The 19,285-nt window shown below is 44.5% G+C and carries 12 protein-coding genes and 1 riboswitch; all 12 genes read left to right on the forward strand.

Annotated elements, in window-relative coordinates; translation table 11 throughout:
• Window positions 1-61: 61 nt before the first annotated feature.
• Window positions 62-166: riboswitch (TPP riboswitch) on the reverse strand.
• A 116-nt stretch (window positions 167-282) separates the two neighbouring features.
• The 12 genes from rppH to recD all read left to right on the forward strand — a co-directional run bounded on the left by rppH (window position 283) and on the right by recD (window position 19,277).
• The gene (gene rppH, locus Xmir_RS08705; protein WP_099113998.1) at window positions 283-813 is read left to right on the forward strand and encodes an RNA pyrophosphohydrolase; all 531 of its coding nucleotides are present in this window, start codon (window positions 283-285) and stop codon (window positions 811-813) included.
• A 9-nt stretch (window positions 814-822) separates the two neighbouring features.
• Complete coding sequence (ptsP, locus tag Xmir_RS08710) at window positions 823-3,069, forward strand: phosphoenolpyruvate--protein phosphotransferase (protein WP_099113999.1); 2,247 nt, start codon at window positions 823-825, stop codon at window positions 3,067-3,069.
• A gap of 221 nt (window positions 3,070-3,290) precedes the next feature.
• Window positions 3,291-4,181, forward strand: coding sequence for a prolipoprotein diacylglyceryl transferase (lgt, locus tag Xmir_RS08715; RefSeq protein ID WP_099114000.1), 891 nt, complete (start codon window positions 3,291-3,293; stop codon window positions 4,179-4,181).
• Window positions 4,178-4,972 (forward strand): thymidylate synthase, encoded by a 795-nt coding sequence (gene thyA, locus Xmir_RS08720; protein WP_099114001.1) that lies wholly within the window; start codon window positions 4,178-4,180, stop codon window positions 4,970-4,972. The genes lgt and thyA overlap by 4 nt, the downstream gene beginning before the upstream one ends.
• Window positions 4,973-5,262: 290 nt before the next feature.
• The gene (locus Xmir_RS08725) at window positions 5,263-5,844 is read left to right on the forward strand and encodes a prepilin peptidase-dependent protein (RefSeq protein WP_099114002.1); all 582 of its coding nucleotides are present in this window, start codon (window positions 5,263-5,265) and stop codon (window positions 5,842-5,844) included.
• Complete coding sequence (locus tag Xmir_RS08730; protein WP_244170902.1) at window positions 5,841-6,512, forward strand: prepilin peptidase-dependent protein; 672 nt, start codon at window positions 5,841-5,843, stop codon at window positions 6,510-6,512. The genes Xmir_RS08725 and Xmir_RS08730 overlap by 4 nt, the downstream gene beginning before the upstream one ends.
• Before the next feature lie 7 nt (window positions 6,513-6,519).
• Window positions 6,520-6,978, forward strand: coding sequence for a YgdB family protein (locus Xmir_RS08735; RefSeq protein ID WP_244170903.1), 459 nt, complete (start codon window positions 6,520-6,522; stop codon window positions 6,976-6,978).
• Window positions 6,975-7,358 carry a prepilin-type N-terminal cleavage/methylation domain-containing protein gene (locus Xmir_RS08740; protein ID WP_099114004.1) on the forward strand — a complete coding sequence of 128 codons (384 nt, stop codon included), beginning with the start codon at window positions 6,975-6,977 and terminating at the stop codon, window positions 7,356-7,358. The genes Xmir_RS08735 and Xmir_RS08740 overlap by 4 nt, the downstream gene beginning before the upstream one ends.
• The gene (gene recC, locus Xmir_RS08745) at window positions 7,351-10,773 is read left to right on the forward strand and encodes an exodeoxyribonuclease V subunit gamma (RefSeq protein ID WP_099114005.1); all 3,423 of its coding nucleotides are present in this window, start codon (window positions 7,351-7,353) and stop codon (window positions 10,771-10,773) included. Before Xmir_RS08740 ends, recC begins: the two co-directional genes overlap by 8 nt.
• Window positions 10,774-10,792: 19 nt before the next feature.
• Window positions 10,793-13,678, forward strand: a complete 2,886-nt coding sequence (gene ptrA / locus Xmir_RS08750; protein WP_099114006.1) for a pitrilysin — start codon at window positions 10,793-10,795, stop codon at window positions 13,676-13,678.
• Window positions 13,675-17,382 (forward strand): exodeoxyribonuclease V subunit beta, encoded by a 3,708-nt coding sequence (gene recB / locus Xmir_RS08755; protein WP_099114007.1) that lies wholly within the window; start codon window positions 13,675-13,677, stop codon window positions 17,380-17,382. The genes ptrA and recB overlap by 4 nt, the downstream gene beginning before the upstream one ends.
• Before the next feature lie 5 nt (window positions 17,383-17,387).
• Window positions 17,388-19,277 (forward strand): exodeoxyribonuclease V subunit alpha, encoded by a 1,890-nt coding sequence (gene recD / locus Xmir_RS08760; protein WP_208620415.1) that lies wholly within the window; start codon window positions 17,388-17,390, stop codon window positions 19,275-19,277.
• Window positions 19,278-19,285: the final 8 nt, after the last annotated feature.

A 19,285-nucleotide genomic window follows, 5' to 3' on the forward strand; every position in this document is an offset into this window, starting at 1 on the left:
TTATTGGCAGATTGGCAAAGGATCTGAGAAGGTGCTAAATGATAATTACTTATTTTATATCAATGACTAGCGTCTCAAATCCCTACGCCGGTACTAACCGGTTCAGGTTCGACGGGTTTGTTCTCAGCAAAACTGTTTTATTACAGCCGCACCCCGTTGAGATGGCGGTATTGTAGAGACTTAGGCTACGTCTGCAAAGTCCAATCATAGAGGTTTACCGCTTGAGATGAGTGTGAAACAATTAGCCATCTTTTCAAATGTATTTTATCGAGAGGTAGTCTGGTGATCGATGATGATGGCTACCGCCCGAATGTAGGAATTGTAATTTGTAATCGCCAAGGGCAGGTTCTGTGGGCCCGCCGTTATGGGCAGCATTCCTGGCAGTTTCCTCAGGGGGGTATCAATCCGGGGGAATCACCAGAGCAAGCGATGTATCGCGAGTTGTTCGAAGAAGTTGGTTTAAGTCGCAAAGACGTACGGGTTCTCGCCTCGACCCGTAGTTGGTTGCGTTACAAATTACCCAAGCGTTTGGTGCGTTGGGATACAAAGCCTGTTTGTATTGGGCAAAAGCAACGCTGGTTTTTATTGCAGTTGCTGTGTAATGAAGCAGATATTAATGTGCAGCGCAGTAATACGCCGGAATTTGATGGCTGGCGTTGGGTTAGTTATTGGTATCCTGTCCGGCAAGTGGTTTCCTTTAAACGGGATGTATACCGCCGCGTGATGAAAGAATTTTCTTCCATTGTGATGCCAATACAGGAATCTGCTTCACAGATACATTCACCTTATTTACATCGTCGTAGAAGAAGTTAGGTAATTGTTATGCTCACGCGCTTACGGGAAATTGTCGAAAAAGTGGCTATGACAGCTAATTTATCTGAAGCGCTTGAGCTGTTGGTCAATGAAACTTGTCAGGCAATGAACACGGATGTCTGTTCTATTTATCTGGCAGATCATCAGCGACATTGTTATTACCTAATGGCAACCAAAGGGTTGAGAAAACCCCGGGGTCAAGCGATCAGTCTGGCCTTTGATGAAGGCGTCGTGGGCGAAGTCGGGCGTTTGTCTGAATTAATCAATCTCGCAGATGTTCGCGAACATCCTAGTTTCAAATATATCCCCCAAGTCAAGGAAGAAAGCCTGCGGGCTTTTTTAGGTGTGCCTATTATTTATCGCCGTCAGTTGCAGGGAATATTAGTTGTTCAGCAACTTGAACGGCGGCTGTTTGATGAAAGTGAAGAATCTTTCATGGTTACACTGGCGACACAGCTTGGTGTTATTCTTGCTCAGACGCAGACAAAAGGGTTATTTGGTCAGTACCGTCAAACCCGTATTAAGGCTCTCGCTATTTCTAATGGCATTGTCATGGCTCAGGGATGGCAAGATCGCTCACAACCTTTGCTGGATCAGGTATCTGAGGCATTGACGCTGGATTATCAGGCTGAACGATCAAGACTGACTCGGGCCCTGGAACAAACTACAGCGGAGTGTCGCCGGATTAGCAAGCGTTTCACTGTGAGCTCACAGAAAGAAAGTGCTGCCATTTTTGATCTCTATTCTCATTTATTGAATGATCCCCAACTCAAGCAAGATCTGTTTTATTCCGTCGATAATGGTTTTATGGCGGAATGGGCAATCAAAGTCGTGATTGAAAAATACGCCGAACAGTTTGCCAGCTTGCAAGACCCCTATATGCGAGAAAGAGCATCTGATCTGCGGGCGCTTGGGCAGCGGGTGTTGTTTCATCTGGATGATTCTTTCGCTGGCGCTGGTCAGTGGCCGGAACGCTTTATTCTGGTTGCCGATGAACTTAGTGCCAATTTGTTGGCTGAAATGCCGCAAGAACAGTTAGTTGGCGTGATTGTGCGTGACGGTGCGACGCATTCCCACTCTGCGATACTGGTTCGTGCGATGGGGATCCCGGCTATTATGGGAGCGGATATCCAACCTGAACTACTGCATAACCGGACGCTTATCCTTGATGGCTATCGCGGAGAGATTTTCGTTGAGCCAGAGCCGCTTATCGCTCAGGAATATCGGCAGATCATTGAAGAAGAACGCGTCCTCAGCAAGCTGGCCGAAGGTGAACAGCAGCAGCGAGCACAGCTCAAGAGTGGTGAGCGGGTTTTGGTGCAACTGAACGCGGGCCTGAGTCTGAAACATGAACAGCAAATAGCGGATAGTATTGATGGCGTCGGGCTATATCGCACAGAAATCCCCTTTATGCTGCATAACGGTTTTCCATCAGAAGATGAGCAGAAAAATCGTTATCAGGAGATGCTGGAACTTTTTCCTGATAAGCCTGTGGTGTTGAGAACACTGGATATTGGTGCAGACAAACAACTTCCTTATATGCCCATCAGTGAAGATAACCCCTGTCTCGGCTGGAGAGGAATTCGTATCACTCTGGATCAGCCTGAGATTTTTCTCATTCAGCTTAGGGCTATGCTGAAAGCCAATATACACACCGGCAATCTAAAAATTCTTTTGCCAATGGTGACAAGTATTGAGGAAATTGATGAAGCTCGAAAACTGATTGAAAGAGCGAAAGCTGAGGTTGAGCAAACCATCTCTGACATAATCCCCATGCCCCAGATTGGTATCATGATTGAAGTGCCATCTACGATTTTTCTGTTGCCGCAGTTAAAGAAGCGGGTTGATTTTGTCTCTATTGGCACGAATGACTTAACCCAGTATTTACTTGCAGTGGATCGCAATAATACCCATGTCGCTTCACTCTATGATAATTTACACCCTGCGGTGATTAAGGCGCTAAAACTGGCCTTTGATGAATGTCAACGCCTTGATCTTCCTATCAGCATATGTGGTGAAATGGCGGGTTTACCGATGGGAGCATTAATATTGCTTGGTTTAGGTTATCGTAGCCTGAGCATGAGTGGCCGAAGTGTTCCACGCATCAAATATTTGTTGCGCCAATTGGGTGTTAACAAACTCGAAAGCCTGATAGATGTGGTACTGAAAGCCGAAACCAGCCAGCAGGTAAAAACTTTGTCAGCCGAGTTTATGGAATCGCATGGGCTGGGAGGATTAATCCGAGGCGGTATTTAGCATTAAATCAGCTCAAAATCCCTTGGAATAGGCATTGGAGTTAATTCAAAAACACCGTGAATTTTATGCTTGAAATTCGATGTCTGACGATAAGGGCGGAGAACAGTCACTTGGCTATGCTATTATTTGTCTGGAGTTATTCAAGCAAAATAATTTATTCGCATAAGATAATTTATCCGCCATATCATTTATTCACACAACATTACTTTTAGTGGGGAACGATGAGCACTAGCTATCTGGAATTTCCTAAAATTGACCCAGTCATATTTTCAATCGGGCCTGTATCCCTCCACTGGTACGGTTTTATGTATCTGGTTGGTTTTGTTTTTGCCATGTGGCTGGCAAATCGCCGTGCAGCAAAACCCAACAGTGGCTGGAATAAAACCGAAGTTGAGAACTTACTATATGCAGGGTTTGTCGGGGTTTTCGTCGGTGGACGCCTCGGTTATGTTCTGTTTTATAACCTTCCAATGTTCCTTGATAACCCTCTTTATCTGTTTAAGGTTTGGGATGGCGGCATGTCCTTCCACGGTGGGCTGGTAGGGGTTATCTGCGCCATGTGGTGGTTTTCCCGCCGGACTAAACGTCATTTCTTACAGGTCGCTGACTTCGTTGCCCCATTGGTTCCTTTTGGTTTGGGCATGGGGCGTATCGGTAACTTTATCAATGGCGAACTGTGGGGGCGTGTCACGCTTGATACGCCATGGGCGATGTTGTTCCCGGGTTCCCGCAGTGAAGATATCGCATTGGCGACAACCGATCCTTCTTTATGGCCGATTTTGGAAAAATATGGTGTCCTGCCTCGCCATCCATCACAGTTATACGAGATGGTGCTTGAAGGTATTGTGCTGTTTATCATCCTTAATTTATTTATCCGTAAACCACGTCCGATGGGAAGCATTTCAGGCCTGTTCCTGATTGGTTACGGCGCATTCCGTATAATAGTCGAATTTTTCCGCCAGCCTGATGCGCAGCTCGGGCTGTTTGAAGGGATTAGTATGGGGCAAATCCTTTCTGTTCCAATGATTCTGGTCGGAATTTTAATGATGGTATGGGCGTATAAAAGCCCTGGCAACAAAGCTCGAAACAATAAGGTACAAGAGGCAAAATGAAACAGTATCTGGATTTAATGAAAAAAGTGCTGGAAGAAGGCACGGCAAAAGATGACCGTACCGGTACGGGAACTCTCTCTATCTTTGGTCATCAGATGCGTTTCAATTTGCAAGAAGGTTTCCCGCTGGTAACAACCAAGCGTTGTCATCTTCGCTCCATCATCCATGAACTGCTTTGGTTCTTAAATGGTGATACCAATACCCAATATCTGCATGATAATGGCGTGACCATCTGGGATGAATGGGCTGACGAAAATGGCGATTTGGGGCCTGTTTACGGTAAACAATGGCGCGCCTGGGGCTCGGCGGATGGTCGTCAAGTCGATCAATTAACCCAAGTTATTGAACAATTGAAAAATGATCCTGATTCACGCCGGATTATTGTTTCAGCATGGAATGTTGGCGAGTTGGATAAAATGGCATTGGCGCCATGCCATGCTTTTTTCCAATTCTATGTGGCCGATGGCAAACTGTCCTGTCAGCTTTACCAGCGTTCCTGTGATGTGTTTTTAGGATTGCCATTCAACATTGCCAGCTATGCTTTGTTAGTGCATATGATGGCTCAACAGTGTGATCTTGAAGTGGGTGATTTTGTTTGGACAGGTGGAGATACCCATCTTTACAGTAATCATATGGAACAAACTAAACTTCAGTTAAGCCGTGAGCCACGTGCGTTACCTAAATTGGTTATTAAGCGTAAGCCTGATTCATTGTTTGATTATCGATTCGAAGACTTTGAAATTGTGGGTTATGATCCACATCCGGGCATCAAAGCCCCAGTCGCGATTTAAGAAACGATACCAATAGTTTCTTAACGTAATACCAAATTATTAAAGAGCGGGTTTTGCCTGCTCTTTTTACATTTATCGCCAGAGGTTCTCAATATTAAAAATTAGCTGCTTGTCACTTTTGCGTGTTGCCTCCCAAATAAAATGAAAGAGATTATTTCATCGTTATTTTTCCCTGAAATCACTTCGCATAATGAAATAAATTGTCTTCCTATTTTTCTATGAATCAAAGATATTTTAGCCGAAAGAATCACGCCTTAATTATAAAAGGAATTGGCGTATAAGAGATTGATATGAGAATAATTATTAAGACGACAAATACTAAGGTAGAAAATTGTCCAGAAAATAGTTTATTAAATTGCAAAGCAAATAGGCGAGTAAACAGACCTGAACAATCAGGGTTTACATTATTGGAGTTATTGATAGCGATGCTGATTATCTCCATTAGTTTGTCTTATGGACTGTATTATTGGGGGCAATATCAAAACCGCCTGCGCTTGCAATCAGCGGTGCACAATGTTTTGTCCTTTATGGAAAGGCAACAGGCTTTGGCAAATTATCTGAACCAAGATCGTACACTATGGTTAGTCATGGGGCATTCTTGGTGTCTGATATCTTCTGTGACCAAGGTATCTGATTGTAGTGCAGAACATGGAGAACGGGTTAATTCTCCTCATGGCGATGTTTTTTTGGCGTCATCTACGACTGAACGCATTGATTTTTATGGCATTAGAAACACGGCAATGCCGGCCAGTTTCATGCTGGCAAATTCTGCGGGTGAAATTAGTATTGTGATTTCGGGACGCGGTCGGATTAGAACGTGCAGTAATACAATTAGCCAACTTCCTGATTGTGAAGGAATAAAAAATCCATGATCATGATGCTGGCTGCTTTTCGCTTTAAAACTACTTTTCGTTTTAAAACTACCTTCTGTTTTAAGACTATGTTCTGTTTTAAACAAAAACAGGCAGGGTTTTCCTTGTTGGAAATAATGGTAGCCATGTTGATTAGTAGTGTTATTTTTATTGCCATGACCAAAACCTATCCGGTTTTGTCTGGTCAGGTCTTCGATCTCTATCGTAAATATCGTCTGCATTATTTGGTGAATAGAACCGTTTATTTGATGGAAAAAGATATCCGGCGGGCAGGTTATTGTCAGGATAAAAAACAGTGTGAAGGTGAGCCATTGATCATTAAAAATAAGAATACAGAACCTGCCAGCTCCTGTTTTATTGTCGCTTTTGATCTAAACCTAAATAATCGATGGGAAAAACCTGATCATATTGAATCCGAGTTTTTTGGCTATCGTCTGAATAACCGGGCGCTTGAATGGAAAAGAGGGGCGGGTGATTGTCAGGAAAATGGTTGGGAAAGGTTATTTGATCCTAAAGAGATTGTGATTGATATCTTCTACCTTGAAAAATCACAGGCAAAAAAAGGGCCGATTTTTGTCACTCTGTCCATTAAAGCCCATTGGCTGAAATCTTCATCAATTGTCTATCATCACCAAACGACAATCCGGCTACGTAATGTCAGGGAATAAAGAAAATATGGCAAACAAGCAGCAGGGAAATATTTTGCTGGTATCGATAATAATGTTATTGGCGCTGAGCTTAATGATGTTGAAAGCGCTCCATTATCAACAAGAAAACGCGATGCTTATGATGATGGATGAACAACATTATCTGAATGCTTTTCTGCGGGCGGAATCCTCACTGGCATGGGGAAAGGTGCAACCGTGGCAGATCAATCAGCAAGAAATGGATGATTGGTTTTGTTTGCAACAGACAGAGTTTAATTTGAAAAGCTGTTTAAGACGTTATTCAGATGAGCTTTTTTTATTAAAAGGAATAGCTCCATTCACCTCAGGGGAAAATATTGAACTTTATCAATGGATGAAACAGATGAAACACTTAAATCAGGATACACTTATTTCTGTTGGGCTGATTCCCGTTGAAAGTGGTTGGTTAGATTTTTGCCCTGTTCCTCAGGTTGAATTTTGTTTATGAAAAGGAACCTCCACCTCGGCCGGCAAGAAGGCATGAGTCTGCCAGAAGTTCTGGTAGCATCTGTTGTATTTGCGATCTCATTATTGGGGTTAATGCGCTACCATCAGGCATTGTCAGCAAATTTTCAGCAATATTGGGGGCAACTTAAGGCAATCCGTTATGCCCATGATCAGTTGGAACAGTATGAACGTTTGGAAGGGCAAATAGGCTCGGGTAAAACAGAGGGAGAAACGGCGTCAAGGCAGAAATGGAAAATGGAGTTTCAACGAGAGTTTCACTCTTTGGAATGCTTTCAGGTAACGGTTAAATTGACAGTATATTACAATAAACCAAGTAAATTAGAACGCTGGTTTTGTGCAAGTGGGAGCATTGATGTTTAGAGTTTATCATTCAAATCAACTCGATCTTCTTAAAGAGTTGATGGCGATATTGATCGGGGAAACCCCCCTTTCTGACCCATTTGGCAAAGAAGTGATTCTGGTTCAAAGCCCAGGAATGTCACAGTGGTTGCAGATTCAATTGGCAGAGAAATTGGGCATTGCCGCGAACATGGAATTTCCACTTCCCGCGACTTTTATCTGGCAGATGTTCACTCTGGTATTACCTGATATTCCTAAAGATGGTGCCTTTAGTAAGGATGCCATGAAATGGAAGTTAATGATGTTGTTGCCTGAATTGTTAACAGAACCCGAATTTTCGGCCCTCAGGCACTATCTTGATCAGGATATCGATAAACGCAAAATTCACCAATTAGCGGGTCGGGTTGCGGATCTATTTGACCAATATCTCGTTTATCGTCCGCAATGGTTAGAAAATTGGGAAAATGGTCAATTAATTGATGGCCTGAGCAGTAATCAATTGTGGCAACAAAGACTCTGGTCTGAACTGACAGAGTATACTCGTCAGCTACAACAACCGCTGTGGCATCGCGCCAATTTATATCAGCGGTTTATCACGACGCTGGAAAGTGGAAATTTTCCGTTGGAGAATCTGCCACCGCGTATTTTCATTTGTGGGATATCTACGCTTCCTCCTGCTTACCTGCAAGTATTTAAGGCATTAGGGCAACATATTGATATTCATCTTATGTTTACCAATCCGTGCCAATATTATTGGGGAGATATTCAGAGTTATGCGTTTCTTGCCAGGCTAAGTAGCCGTAAACCCAAACATTATAAAAACAGCCAATTACTGGAGAGATTCAAAGATCCAGATAATGCCCCGTCACTCTTTAATGAAGAAGGGGAACAAAATCTGAATAACCCACTATTGGCATCCTGGGGAAAATTGGGGAGGGATAATCTCTACCTGCTGTCACAATTAGAGCCAGATTCCGATATTCATGCTTTTGTTGAACTGGAATCTGACTGTATTTTGCACCAAGTCCAACGAGATATTTTTAATCTTGAAGATCATGCTCAGATAGGATCTACGGATAGTACTTTCAGAAACAGTTTAAAAAAACGCCCGTTCGATCATACTGATCGTTCTCTGACTTTTCACTCGTGTCATAGCCCACAGAGGGAAGTTGAAGTGTTGCAGGATCAGCTTCTGCATTTGTTGGATGATGATCCCTCGCTGACACCGAGGGACATTATTGTGATGATGGCTGATATTGACAGCTATGCCCCCTATATTCAGGCGGTTTTCGGTAATGCGCCGGATGATCGCTATATTCCTTTTGCCATCTCAGACCGTAAAGCGCGTCAGGCTCATCCTGTTTTACAAGCATTTATTACTTTATTGGATTTGCCGCAGAGCCGATTTACGGCTGAGCAGGTATTGGCATTATTGGAAGTGCCGGCTTTAGCCAGTAAATTTGCCATTCAGGAAGAAGGATTGCGTTTATTGCGGCGTTGGGTGAAAGAATCCGGGATCTGTTGGGGGTTGGATGATGACAATATTGAAGCCTTGTCTTTGCCTGCCACGGGGCAGAATACCTGGCGTTTTGGCCTGACACGAATGCTACTGGGTTATGCGATGGATAGCCATGCAGGGCCGTGGAATGATGTTTTGCCTTATGATGAATCCAGTGGCCTTGCTGCCGAATTAGCCGGACAACTGGCTGAGTTTTTAATGGAATTGAATCACTGGCGGAAAATTTTGAGTGAAGAGCAGCGATTGGTGGATTGGCTGGCAATATGTCCGCAATTGTTGGAGACTTTTTTTGAATCCGATGATGAAATTGAACTGGTATTGGCACTTATCACGCAGCAATGGCAAAAAGTGATTGATAATGGTCTTAATGCACATTACAGCGAAAAAATCCCTTTGGTACTATTGCGGGATGAATTGGCGCTTCGTTTTGATGATGAGAAGATCAGCCAGCGTTTTTTAGCAGGATCACTTAATTTCTGTACCCTGATGCCTATGCGTTCTATTCCTTTTAAGGTTGTTTGCCTGCTGGGAATGAATGACGGCGTTTATCCGCGGACAATTCCTCCGCTTGGGTTCGATCTGATGGTTGAAAAAACCCAGCGAGGGGATAGAAAACGGCGCGATGATGACCGTTATCTCTTTTTGGAAGCATTAATTTCGGCTGAGCAATTTCTTTATATCAGCTATATCGGTAAATCGATTCGAGATGATACCGAATGTAACCCATCTGTTCTGGTCAATGAGTTACTGGATTATGTTTGCCAGAGCTTTTGCCACTTGGGTGATGAAATGCTGAATGTTGATGACAGTGCGAGAAATGTCAGAAATCATTTACTTTCACAGCATACTCGTGTTCCTTTTGCGACAGAGAATTTCCTGCCCGACCATTACTCACAAAGTTATGCCGCAGAATGGCTGCCTGCGGCAGCACAGCAGGGCGCCTCAGGGATTGATTTTTGCCGACCGATTGCATTTGATCGCGGTGAAATAAAAGAAGTTGCATTGGATGAACTGATCCGTTTTTATCGCCACCCTGTCAGGGCCTTTTTTCAGCAGCGGCTAAAAGTACATTTTGTGATTGAAGAAATGGAATTGCCTGAAGAAGAACCTTTTGTACTGGATAATCTGCAACGTTATCAATTTAACCAACTGTTGCTCAGTATCTTGATAGAGCAGGGCGATCCGGCATCTTTATTCCACCATCTTCGGGCATCGGGGGGATTGCCATACGGCTCTTTTGGCGAAGTCTATTGGGAAGAACAGTTGGAGTCCATGTGGCCACTGGCGGATAAGGTGCGTGAAGAGAGAACCGAGACTTTTACCATCGACCTGTATGAAGAATTAGACAGCGTGATATTGGCCGGCAAAATCCATCAGGTACAGTCTGATGGGATTTTACGTTGGCGTCCGGCGAACTTAACGGCCAATGATAGTATCCAACTATGGATTGAGCACCTTGCCTACTGTCTTTCAGGTGGAGCCAGCGAAAGTCGCATGTATGGAACCGGGAAAAAAGATAAAAGGGAGAAAGAAGGTAAAAAGGTGCCAGATTGCCGATTTTTACCGCTAGGACGGGATGAGGCGAGAAACTACCTGAATCAGATGATAGAAGGGTATTTTCAAGGCATGTCTGAGCCTCTCCCTCTATTTTGTCGAAGTGGCTGGGCATGGCTGGCTGATTGTTTTGACCGGGAAAGTCAGGAAATCAACTTTAGTGAGGAAACTCAACAAAGTGCTGAAAGTAAATTGATGGAGCAATGGTTGGGGACACATGACAGAAAAGGTGAAAGTTACGATCACTATATACAGCGGGCTTTCCGGCAAGTTGATCAATCACTTTTAGAGCGTATGAAACGCGAAATTCAGAGCTATTTGTTACCTATGGCTCGTTATTCAAATGGCTCGTTGTTCAAATAACTAGGGAGAATATTAGGTTATGCCTAAATATATCGTTCGCATCATGATGATGCTCTTTCTGCTGCTTTGTGGAGTAACGGCATATGCTCAACCGCTGTGGCAACCGTTGCCGGATACAATTCACAAGAGCAATCGCGATCCTCGCCAATATGAAGCCATTCAATTGCAAAATGGCATGACAGTCCTGCTGGTTTCCGATGAAAAAGCGATTAAATCATTGGCCGCCGTTTCGATTCCGGTCGGTCATATGGAGAATCCAGACAATCAGCTTGGTTTGGCCCATTATTTGGAACACATGGTATTAATGGGTTCCAAACGCTACCCACAACCAGGTGATTTTGCTGAATTTCTGCAAAAACATGGGGGAAGCCGTAATGCCAGTACCACTGCCAACCGCACTTCATTCTATTTGGAAGTTGAAAATGATTCCTTAACTGAAGCGGTTGATCGCCTTGCGGATGCGTTGGCAGAACCTTTGTTGAACCCGGTCAATGCCGATCGGGAACGCAATGCTGTTGATAATGAAATGACCATCGCTCGTGCAGGTGAAGCGCATCGTATGTGGCAAATCCGGGCTGAGACCATCAACCCCGCTCACCCTAATGCCCGCTTTGCTGGCGGAAACTTAGAAACGCTCAAAGATAAACCAGACAGCAAATTACAGACCGCACTGATTGATTTTTACCAACGCTATTACTCTGCTAATTTGATGAAAGGGGTTGTGTATGGCAACCAATCAATCGATAAGTTGGCTCAGATGGCGACGGAAACCTTCGGCCGCATTCCGAATCGACATGCTTCAGTACCTGCTATTACAGTGCCGGCAATTACCGATAAAGAAAAAGGCATCATCATCCATTATGTGCCTGCCCAACCTCATAAGGCGTTAAGACTGGAATTTAGCATCGCTGACAACAGTGCAGACTTTCGCAGTAAAACAGATGCGTATGTTGGGTATTTGATTGGTAACCGAAGCCAGAATACCTTGTCTGATTGGTTGCAGAAGGAGGGACTCATCGAAAGTATTGACGCTGGAGCGAGTCCCAAAACTGATGGTAATTCCGGGACGTTTGAGATTTATGTTTCGCTGACGGATAAAGGGCTTGAACATCGCGATCAAGTTATAGCCGCTATTTTTTCTTATATTAATCTGTTGAAACAACAGGGTATCAATAAGAACTATTTCGATGAAATGTCAAAGGTTCTTAATTTGGCATTTCAATATGCGTCAATTGTGCGGGATATGAACTACATTGAAGGGTTGTCCAATGCCATACAAGTACTGCCTGTTTCCCATGTGCTGGATGCGGGTTATGTTGCGGATACTTTCAAGCCAAAAGCGATAGCGAGCCGTTTGGATGAATTAACACCTGAAAATGCGCGTATCTGGTTTATCAGCCCAACAGAGCCATATAACAAAGAAGCTTACTTTGTGCAGGCTCCGTATCAGGTCAATAAAATTACCCCGAAACAGTTGGCGGACTGGAAACAGCTCGAGCAAGGCGTTTCGTTCTCTTTACCTAAATTGAACCCTTATATTCCTGACAATTTATCCCTGATTAAACCATCGGGTAGCCAAAAACATCCTTCCATGATTTTGGAAAAGCCAAATGTTCGCTTGCTGTATATGCCGAGCCAATATTTTGCGGATGAACCTAAAGGCAGTATTGCTCTGGAAATGCGTAATCCTAATGGATTGAAGAATATTAAAGATCAGCTTTCAGATACATTATTGGGTTATTTGTCCGGGCTTGCGCTTGATCAACTGAGTTATCAGGCATCAGTCGGAGGAATGGGCGTTTATACGGGGTATGTCGATGGTTTGAAAATCGGCGTCAATGGTTATACGCAACATTTACCGGAATTGTTAACTTCAGCAATTAATCAATATATTTCGTTTACGCCAACTCAGGAAGAATTAGCACAAGCGAAATCATGGTACCGGGAAAAACTTGAAGTTGCCAATAATAGCAAAGCCTTCCAAATGGCTATGCAGCCCATTTCTCGCCTTTCAAGCGTACCTTACTTTGAACAGGCAGAAAAATTGAAGGTACTGGATACCATCACCGTTGACGATATTGTGAAATATCGCCAGATGATGATTCAACATGCTGCTTTACAAGCGTTTATCTTCGGTAATTTTACGGAGCAGGAGAGCATCAGCATCGTTCAATCAGCGCAGAAGCAGCTCGCCAATCAGGGTACGGTATGGTGGACGGGCGATCACATTGTGATTGATCGCAATTATGCTGCTGATTTCAAGGGAACTGCGAATAGTACAGATAATGCTTTGGCTGAAATCTATATCCCAACAGGGTATGACCGTATCCATAGTAATATTTATTCCAGTTTGCTGAGTAGCATTTTGTCACCGTGGTTCTATGATCAATTAAGGACGATAGAACAACTTGGCTATGCGGTCTTTGCTTTCAATCAGAAAGTGGGAGAACAGGGGGGATTAGGTTTTCTGTTGCAGAGTAACAGTAAGCAACCCGATTATTTGCATCAACGCTACCAAAGCTTCTATCAGCAGGCAGATAAAAAATTGAAAGCGATGCCTGATGCTGAGTTTGAGCAGTATAAAAAAGCACTTCTGACAGAAATGCGTCAGCCGCCAGAAACGTTCTATTCAGAAGCCGCTCGTTATGATTGGGATTTTGGGCGCAATAACTTCAAATTTGATACGAGAGAGAAAAACATTGCGGCCATGGAAAAAGTCACGAAAGCACAACTGATTGAGTTCTACGAAAAAGCGGTTATCAAGCGTCAGGGATTGGCATTGATTTCCCAAATTACCGGGAAAAAAGGCACGGTTCATCAATATGCTGAGCTGAAAGGATGGAAAACTTACAATTATGTGTCAGATTTCCAGAAACAATTACCGGTTAAGGTGAATGCTCAGTGAGCAAAGAAATACCCGAACACCAAATACAATCTCATAAACTTAACCCATTAACATTGCCGCTGTATGGTCAGCGGCTGATCGAGGCTTCAGCAGGCACAGGAAAGACCTACACAATAGGTTTGCTTTATCTTCGTCTGTTACTGGGACTGGGCGGCTCTGCCGCCTTTTCCCGCCCGCTGAATGTTGAGGAGATTCTGGTTGTTACCTTTACAGAAGCGGCAACGGATGAATTGCGCGGGCGTATTCGCGAAAATATCCACCAGCTTCGCTTGGCGTGCGTACGGGTACGGGAAGAAACAACTGTCAGCGATCCGGCCTATCAGCAATTGTTGGATGAGATTTCTGATAAAAAAAGCGCCGCGAGTTGGTTATTAGCCGCTGAACGCCAAATGGACGAAGCGGCGATTTATACCATCCACGGTTTTTGTCAGCGAATGTTGGTTCACAATGCGTTTGAATCCGGTGTGCTGTTTGAGCAAACGTTAATTCAGGATGAGAGCCAGCTGCGTAAACAAGGCTGTGCCGATTTCTGGCGCCGTCACTGTTATCCTCTTCCATTGCCGATTGCCTCAGAAATAAGCCGAATATGGAGTGGGCCGGAAGCATTGCTGAAAGATATCTCTGATTATTTGCATGGGGATATGCCGTATATCGTCAATGCGCCTGATGGCGATGAAACACTGTTTAGCCGTCACCAGAAAATTATTGAGCAAATTGATCTGATAAAACGCCAGTGGAATGATGCAGCCGCTGATTTACCCGGTCTTATTGCCAGTTCTGGTGTTGATAAGCGAAGCTATAGCAGCCGGTTCTTACCTAATTGGTTAAGTAACGTCTCTGAATGGGCTAAATCACCAACCAAAGATTACCAGCTTGCCAAGGATTTGGATAAATTTTGCCAATCACGATTATTGGAAAAAACTAAAAAGGGTGAAGCTCCACGGCATCCGCTGTTTGAAGCTATTGATGAGTTATACCAGCATCCACTGACGCTGAAAGATATCATTATCTCTAAGGCGATTGTTGAAGTCCGCCAATCTGTCAATCAAGAGAAGCTGATGCGCGGCTACATGGGGTTTGATGACTTGCTGACCCGTTTGGATAGCGCCTTGAGGCGTGCTGGCGGGGAACATCTGGCAACGACTATCCGCCAACGTTATCCCGTTGCGATGATTGATGAATTTCAGGATACTGACCCCCAGCAATACCGCATTTTTCAGGCTATATATTGTGATCAATCAGAAAGCAAGCCGTCAGAATATCCACCATTAGAAAATGGCTTATTGTTCATCGGAGATCCTAAACAAGCGATTTATGCGTTCCGTGGTGCGGATATCTTTACTTATATTCGGGCGCGTTCCAATGTTAAAGCCCATTACACATTAGAGACTAACTGGCGTTCTTCCGCATCAATGGTGCAGGCAGTCAATAAACTGTTTTCCCGAACAGAACGCCCATTTTGGTTTGAACAGATCCCATTCATTAATGTCAATGCAGCTGAAAAAAATCATGGGCTGAAATTCTCTTTACATAATGAGGAGCAGGCTGCGCTGCGATTTTGGTTACAACCCGGTGAAGGTGTTTCCAAAGGGGAATATGAACAGAACATGGCGCGACTGTGCGCTGCCCAAATCCGGGATTGGTTACAGGCGGGGCAAGAAGGCAAGGCTCTGTTGTGTAAGAAAGAAATGTGTCAGGCAGAAATGTGTCAGGCGGAAAAAAGCCGTCCTGTTGTGGCGGCAGATATTACGGTATTGGTACGTGATCGACGGGAAGCCGCATTAATCCGTAACGAACTGAACACGTTAAAGATACCATCGGTATTTCTTTCCAATCGGGAAAGCGTGTTTGATACACCGGAAGCCAAAGATCTCCTTTGGTTGTTACAGGCGGTTTTATCGCCGGAAAAGGCCCGAGAACTGAGAAGCGCACTAGCCAGTAGCTTATTTGGTATGAGTGCACAGCAAATTGATCAACTGAATCACGACGAAGCTGCGTGGGATCGTCTGGTTGATGAATTCGATGGCTATGCCCGTTTATGGCGCACACGTGGGGTATTGCCAATGTTGCGGGCGGTGATGGTGAAATATCAGATAGCGGAAAACTTGCTGGCCGGAGATGACGGTGAACGTCGGCTTACTGATGTGATGCACATTGGGGAGTTATTGCAGGAGGCATCCCTGCAACTGGATAGCGAACACGCTGTTGCCCGTTGGTTGGCGCAACAGATTTCCCGCCCTAATCCACAATCAGAAGCCCAACAAATGAGACTGGAGAGTGATCGGCACTTGGTGCAGATCTGTACTATCCATAAATCAAAGGGGCTGGAGTATCCATTGGTTTGCTTGCCTTTCATTTGCAGTTATAGGAAGCAGAAACAGGCGGTTTACCATGATCGCCGTAATTTTGAGACTCATCTCAGCATTTCACATGATGATGAAAAACTGAAAAAAGCTTTGGAACTGGCTGATGAAGAGCGCTTGGCAGAAGATTTACGTTTACTTTATGTTGCATTAACCCGTTCAGTTTATCACTGTAGCATTGGTGTGGCTCCGCTTATCAAAGGAAATAGAGGAAAAACGGGGGAGACTGATTTACATTTATCTGCCTTGGGGTATCTATTGCAGAAAGGTCAGAAAGGCGATGCGGAATTGCTGGTGGATAGCTTAAATGAACTTTGTGACGACAGCATAGAAGTTGAGCGGGTGGGCGAAACTGCTGATAAGCAATGGTGCTCACAAAGTGAAATTCCTTTTTCGCTGGAAGCCCGAAGATTTCAGCGCTCCATTCGGGATGATTGGCGAGTGACGAGCTATTCAGGTTTACAACATTCAGCTTCCCATGCTATTTCAAATGCTATTTCCCATGAACGCACGAGTGCATTTGTGGAGTCAGTTGATGTGATCGTGCAATCCATCGCTCCGAAGCTGGATATTGATGCACGAGGTGAAAAACAAGAGGAACTATCATTGCAGATGACCCCGCATACTTTTCCACGCGGAGCATCTGCGGGAACTTTTCTGCACAGTATTTTGGAAGATTTAGATTTCGCTAATCCCCCTGATCAAACGTGCCTGGCAGAAAAACTGGCAGCATCAGGGTTTGATGAAAATTGGGCATCTGTGTTGGAACAGTGGGTAAAAGATATTCTGAGCGCAGAGTTGAATGCGCAAGGAATGCAGCTTGCCAGTGTGCCTCGCCATTTTCAGCAAAGTGAAATGCAGTTTTATTTACCAGTGGATAAGTTATTGCATTCAAAAGAGATGGATGCCCTGACTCGTCGCTATGATCCGTTGTCAGCACAATGTGCACCGTTGGGCTTTTATCAGGTCAAGGGGATGTTAAAAGGATTTATTGATTTGGTTTTTTGTTGGCAGGATAAGTTTTACGTCGTGGATTATAAATCAAACTGGCTGGGAGAAAGTAGCCAGTCATATACGCAGGAAGCGATGGCTAAGGCCATGATAGAACATCGTTACGATTTACAGTACCAGCTCTATACGTTGGCTCTGCATCGTTATTTGCGTCATCGATTAGCTCACTATGATTATCGTCAGCATTTCGGCGGGGTAATATACCTATTTTTACGCGGTATTGATAAAAATAATCCCGGACATGGTATTTATCACTATTTACCGCCCTTTGAATTTATTGATGAACTGGATACGCTTTTCAGCGCTGTGGGTAAGGAACAAAGCGTATGAATTCCATGAAGTCATTATTGCAACACGCCGTGAGCCAGAAATTGTTGCGCCCGCTGGATGTGCAGTTTGCTTATGCGATGATTGAAGATGAAAATCCTCTTTTATTGCTGATTACGGCCTTGTTAAGTGCCGAATCAGGCGCGGGACATGTTTGTTTACCCCTCGAACGGATTTCCCCGAAATATTTATTTGAAGGCAGGCAGCCAGAATTAGCCGCTTCGCTTTGGTCTTTAACGGGGGAGCCTGATCAACAGCAGATTATTGCTGCTTTGCAGGCATGTCCGGCAGTGAGTACGGGGGAGTTTCCTGCGCCGATCATCCTTTCGTTACAGAATGTTTCTGATTACCGTTTATATTTGCAACGTATGTGGCAAAGTGAACGGCGTGTGGCAGGTTTCTTTGCCACTGTTGAATTGACTGATGTTCCTGATGAAATGCAGTTACGCCGCATTTTGGATGAGCTTTTCGGTGTCACTGTTGAAGGGGAGATCGATTGGCAGAAAGTAGCGGCGGCCGTTGCGGTAACAAGCCGTATTTCGGTTATTTCTGGTGGGCCGGGAACAGGAAAAACAACGACAGTGGCTAAGTTGCTGGTTGCCTTGATAAAACTGCATGAAGGGCAGCAATTGAGCATTCAATTGGCAGCGCCAACGGGTAAAGCGGCGGCGAGATTAACTGAGTCTCTCAGGGAAGCAGTAAATAAATTGGCTTTGACCCCGGAACAATGGCGTAGCATTCCAGAACAGGCGCAAACCACCCATCGTTTACTGGGCGCACAACCTGATAGCCAGAAGCTTCGTTATAATCGCAATAACCCTCTTGCCCTTGATATTTTGATCATTGATGAAGCCTCTATGGTGGATTTACCGATGATGGCACATTTGATTGATGCGTTACCATCGCGGACAAAAGTGATTTTTCTGGGGGATAAAGATCAGTTGGCGTCGGTCGAAGCCGGAGCGGTATTGGGGGATATTTGCCGCTTCGCTGAACAGGGATATAGCGCTAAACGTACGGAACAATTGGGGCGATTAACCGGGTGCCAGTTAATGCCTTATTTTATGTCACACTCTATATCTCATGCTGATGATAAACCTTTCGCCGTGCAGGATTGTTTATGTCTGTTACGTAAAAGTTATCGTTTCAATTCGGCTTCTGGCATTGGAAGGCTGGCATCGGCAGTTAATCAGGGAAATCGTGCCGGAGTATCTGCGGTATTGAAGCAACCTTTTCCCGATGTATCCTTTAATCCTCTTTCAGGGGATGAAGATTATCAGCGTTTATTGACTGAAACTGCTGAGGGTTACTCCTCATATTTGGCGATGGTGCAGCAACGGGCTTCAGAAAAAGCCATTTTGGCGGAGTTTAACCGTTTTCGGTTATTGTGTGCATTAAGGGAAGGGCCGTTTGGGGTTATGGGGTTAAATCAGCGAGTGGAGCAACTGCTGCACAGAAAAGGAATTATAACGCTACCCAGAAATATCGAGAATCGGGGTTATTCCGGGCGTCCGATCATGATATTACGTAATGACAGTACCCTTGGACTGTTTAATGGCGATATCGGGATTATGCTCAGGAATCAGGAGAATGAACTGAAAGCTTATTTTCAGTTATCGGATGGGCAGATCAAAGGGTTTCAGCCGAGCCGATTACCACAACATGAAACGGCTTATGTGATGACGGTGCACAAATCTCAGGGTTCAGAATTTGAACATACTGCATTGGTATTACCGACCCAATATTCACCGATAGTCAGCCGGGAATTGGTGTATACCGCACTGACTCGGGCACGAGAAAAATTAACCCTTTATGCCCATAAGCCCGTGTTGGATAAGGCTGTGGCTACGGCAACACAGCGCCGAAGTGGGTTGGCAGAATGGCTAAATCAGCCGTGAAACAGGTA

The sequence above is a fragment of the Xenorhabdus miraniensis genome (assembly GCF_002632615.1).

Excerpts from the sequence above, each read along its gene's own strand:
- ptsP (WP_099113999.1), top strand. The coding sequence starts at position 823 with ATGCTCACGCGCTTACGGGAAATTGTCGAAAAAGTGGCTATGACAGCT.
- lgt (WP_099114000.1), top strand. The coding sequence starts at position 3,291 with ATGAGCACTAGCTATCTGGAATTTCCTAAAATTGACCCAGTCATATTT.
- thyA (WP_099114001.1), top strand. The coding sequence starts at position 4,178 with ATGAAACAGTATCTGGATTTAATGAAAAAAGTGCTGGAAGAAGGCACG.
- Xmir_RS08725 (WP_099114002.1), top strand. The coding sequence starts at position 5,263 with ATGAGAATAATTATTAAGACGACAAATACTAAGGTAGAAAATTGTCCA.
- Xmir_RS08730 (WP_244170902.1), top strand. The coding sequence starts at position 5,841 with ATGATCATGATGCTGGCTGCTTTTCGCTTTAAAACTACTTTTCGTTTT.
- Xmir_RS08735 (WP_244170903.1), top strand. The coding sequence starts at position 6,520 with ATGGCAAACAAGCAGCAGGGAAATATTTTGCTGGTATCGATAATAATG.
- Xmir_RS08740 (WP_099114004.1), top strand. The coding sequence starts at position 6,975 with ATGAAAAGGAACCTCCACCTCGGCCGGCAAGAAGGCATGAGTCTGCCA.
- recC (WP_099114005.1), top strand. The coding sequence starts at position 7,351 with ATGTTTAGAGTTTATCATTCAAATCAACTCGATCTTCTTAAAGAGTTG.
- ptrA (WP_099114006.1), top strand. The coding sequence starts at position 10,793 with ATGCCTAAATATATCGTTCGCATCATGATGATGCTCTTTCTGCTGCTT.
- recD (WP_208620415.1), top strand. The coding sequence starts at position 17,388 with ATGAAGTCATTATTGCAACACGCCGTGAGCCAGAAATTGTTGCGCCCG.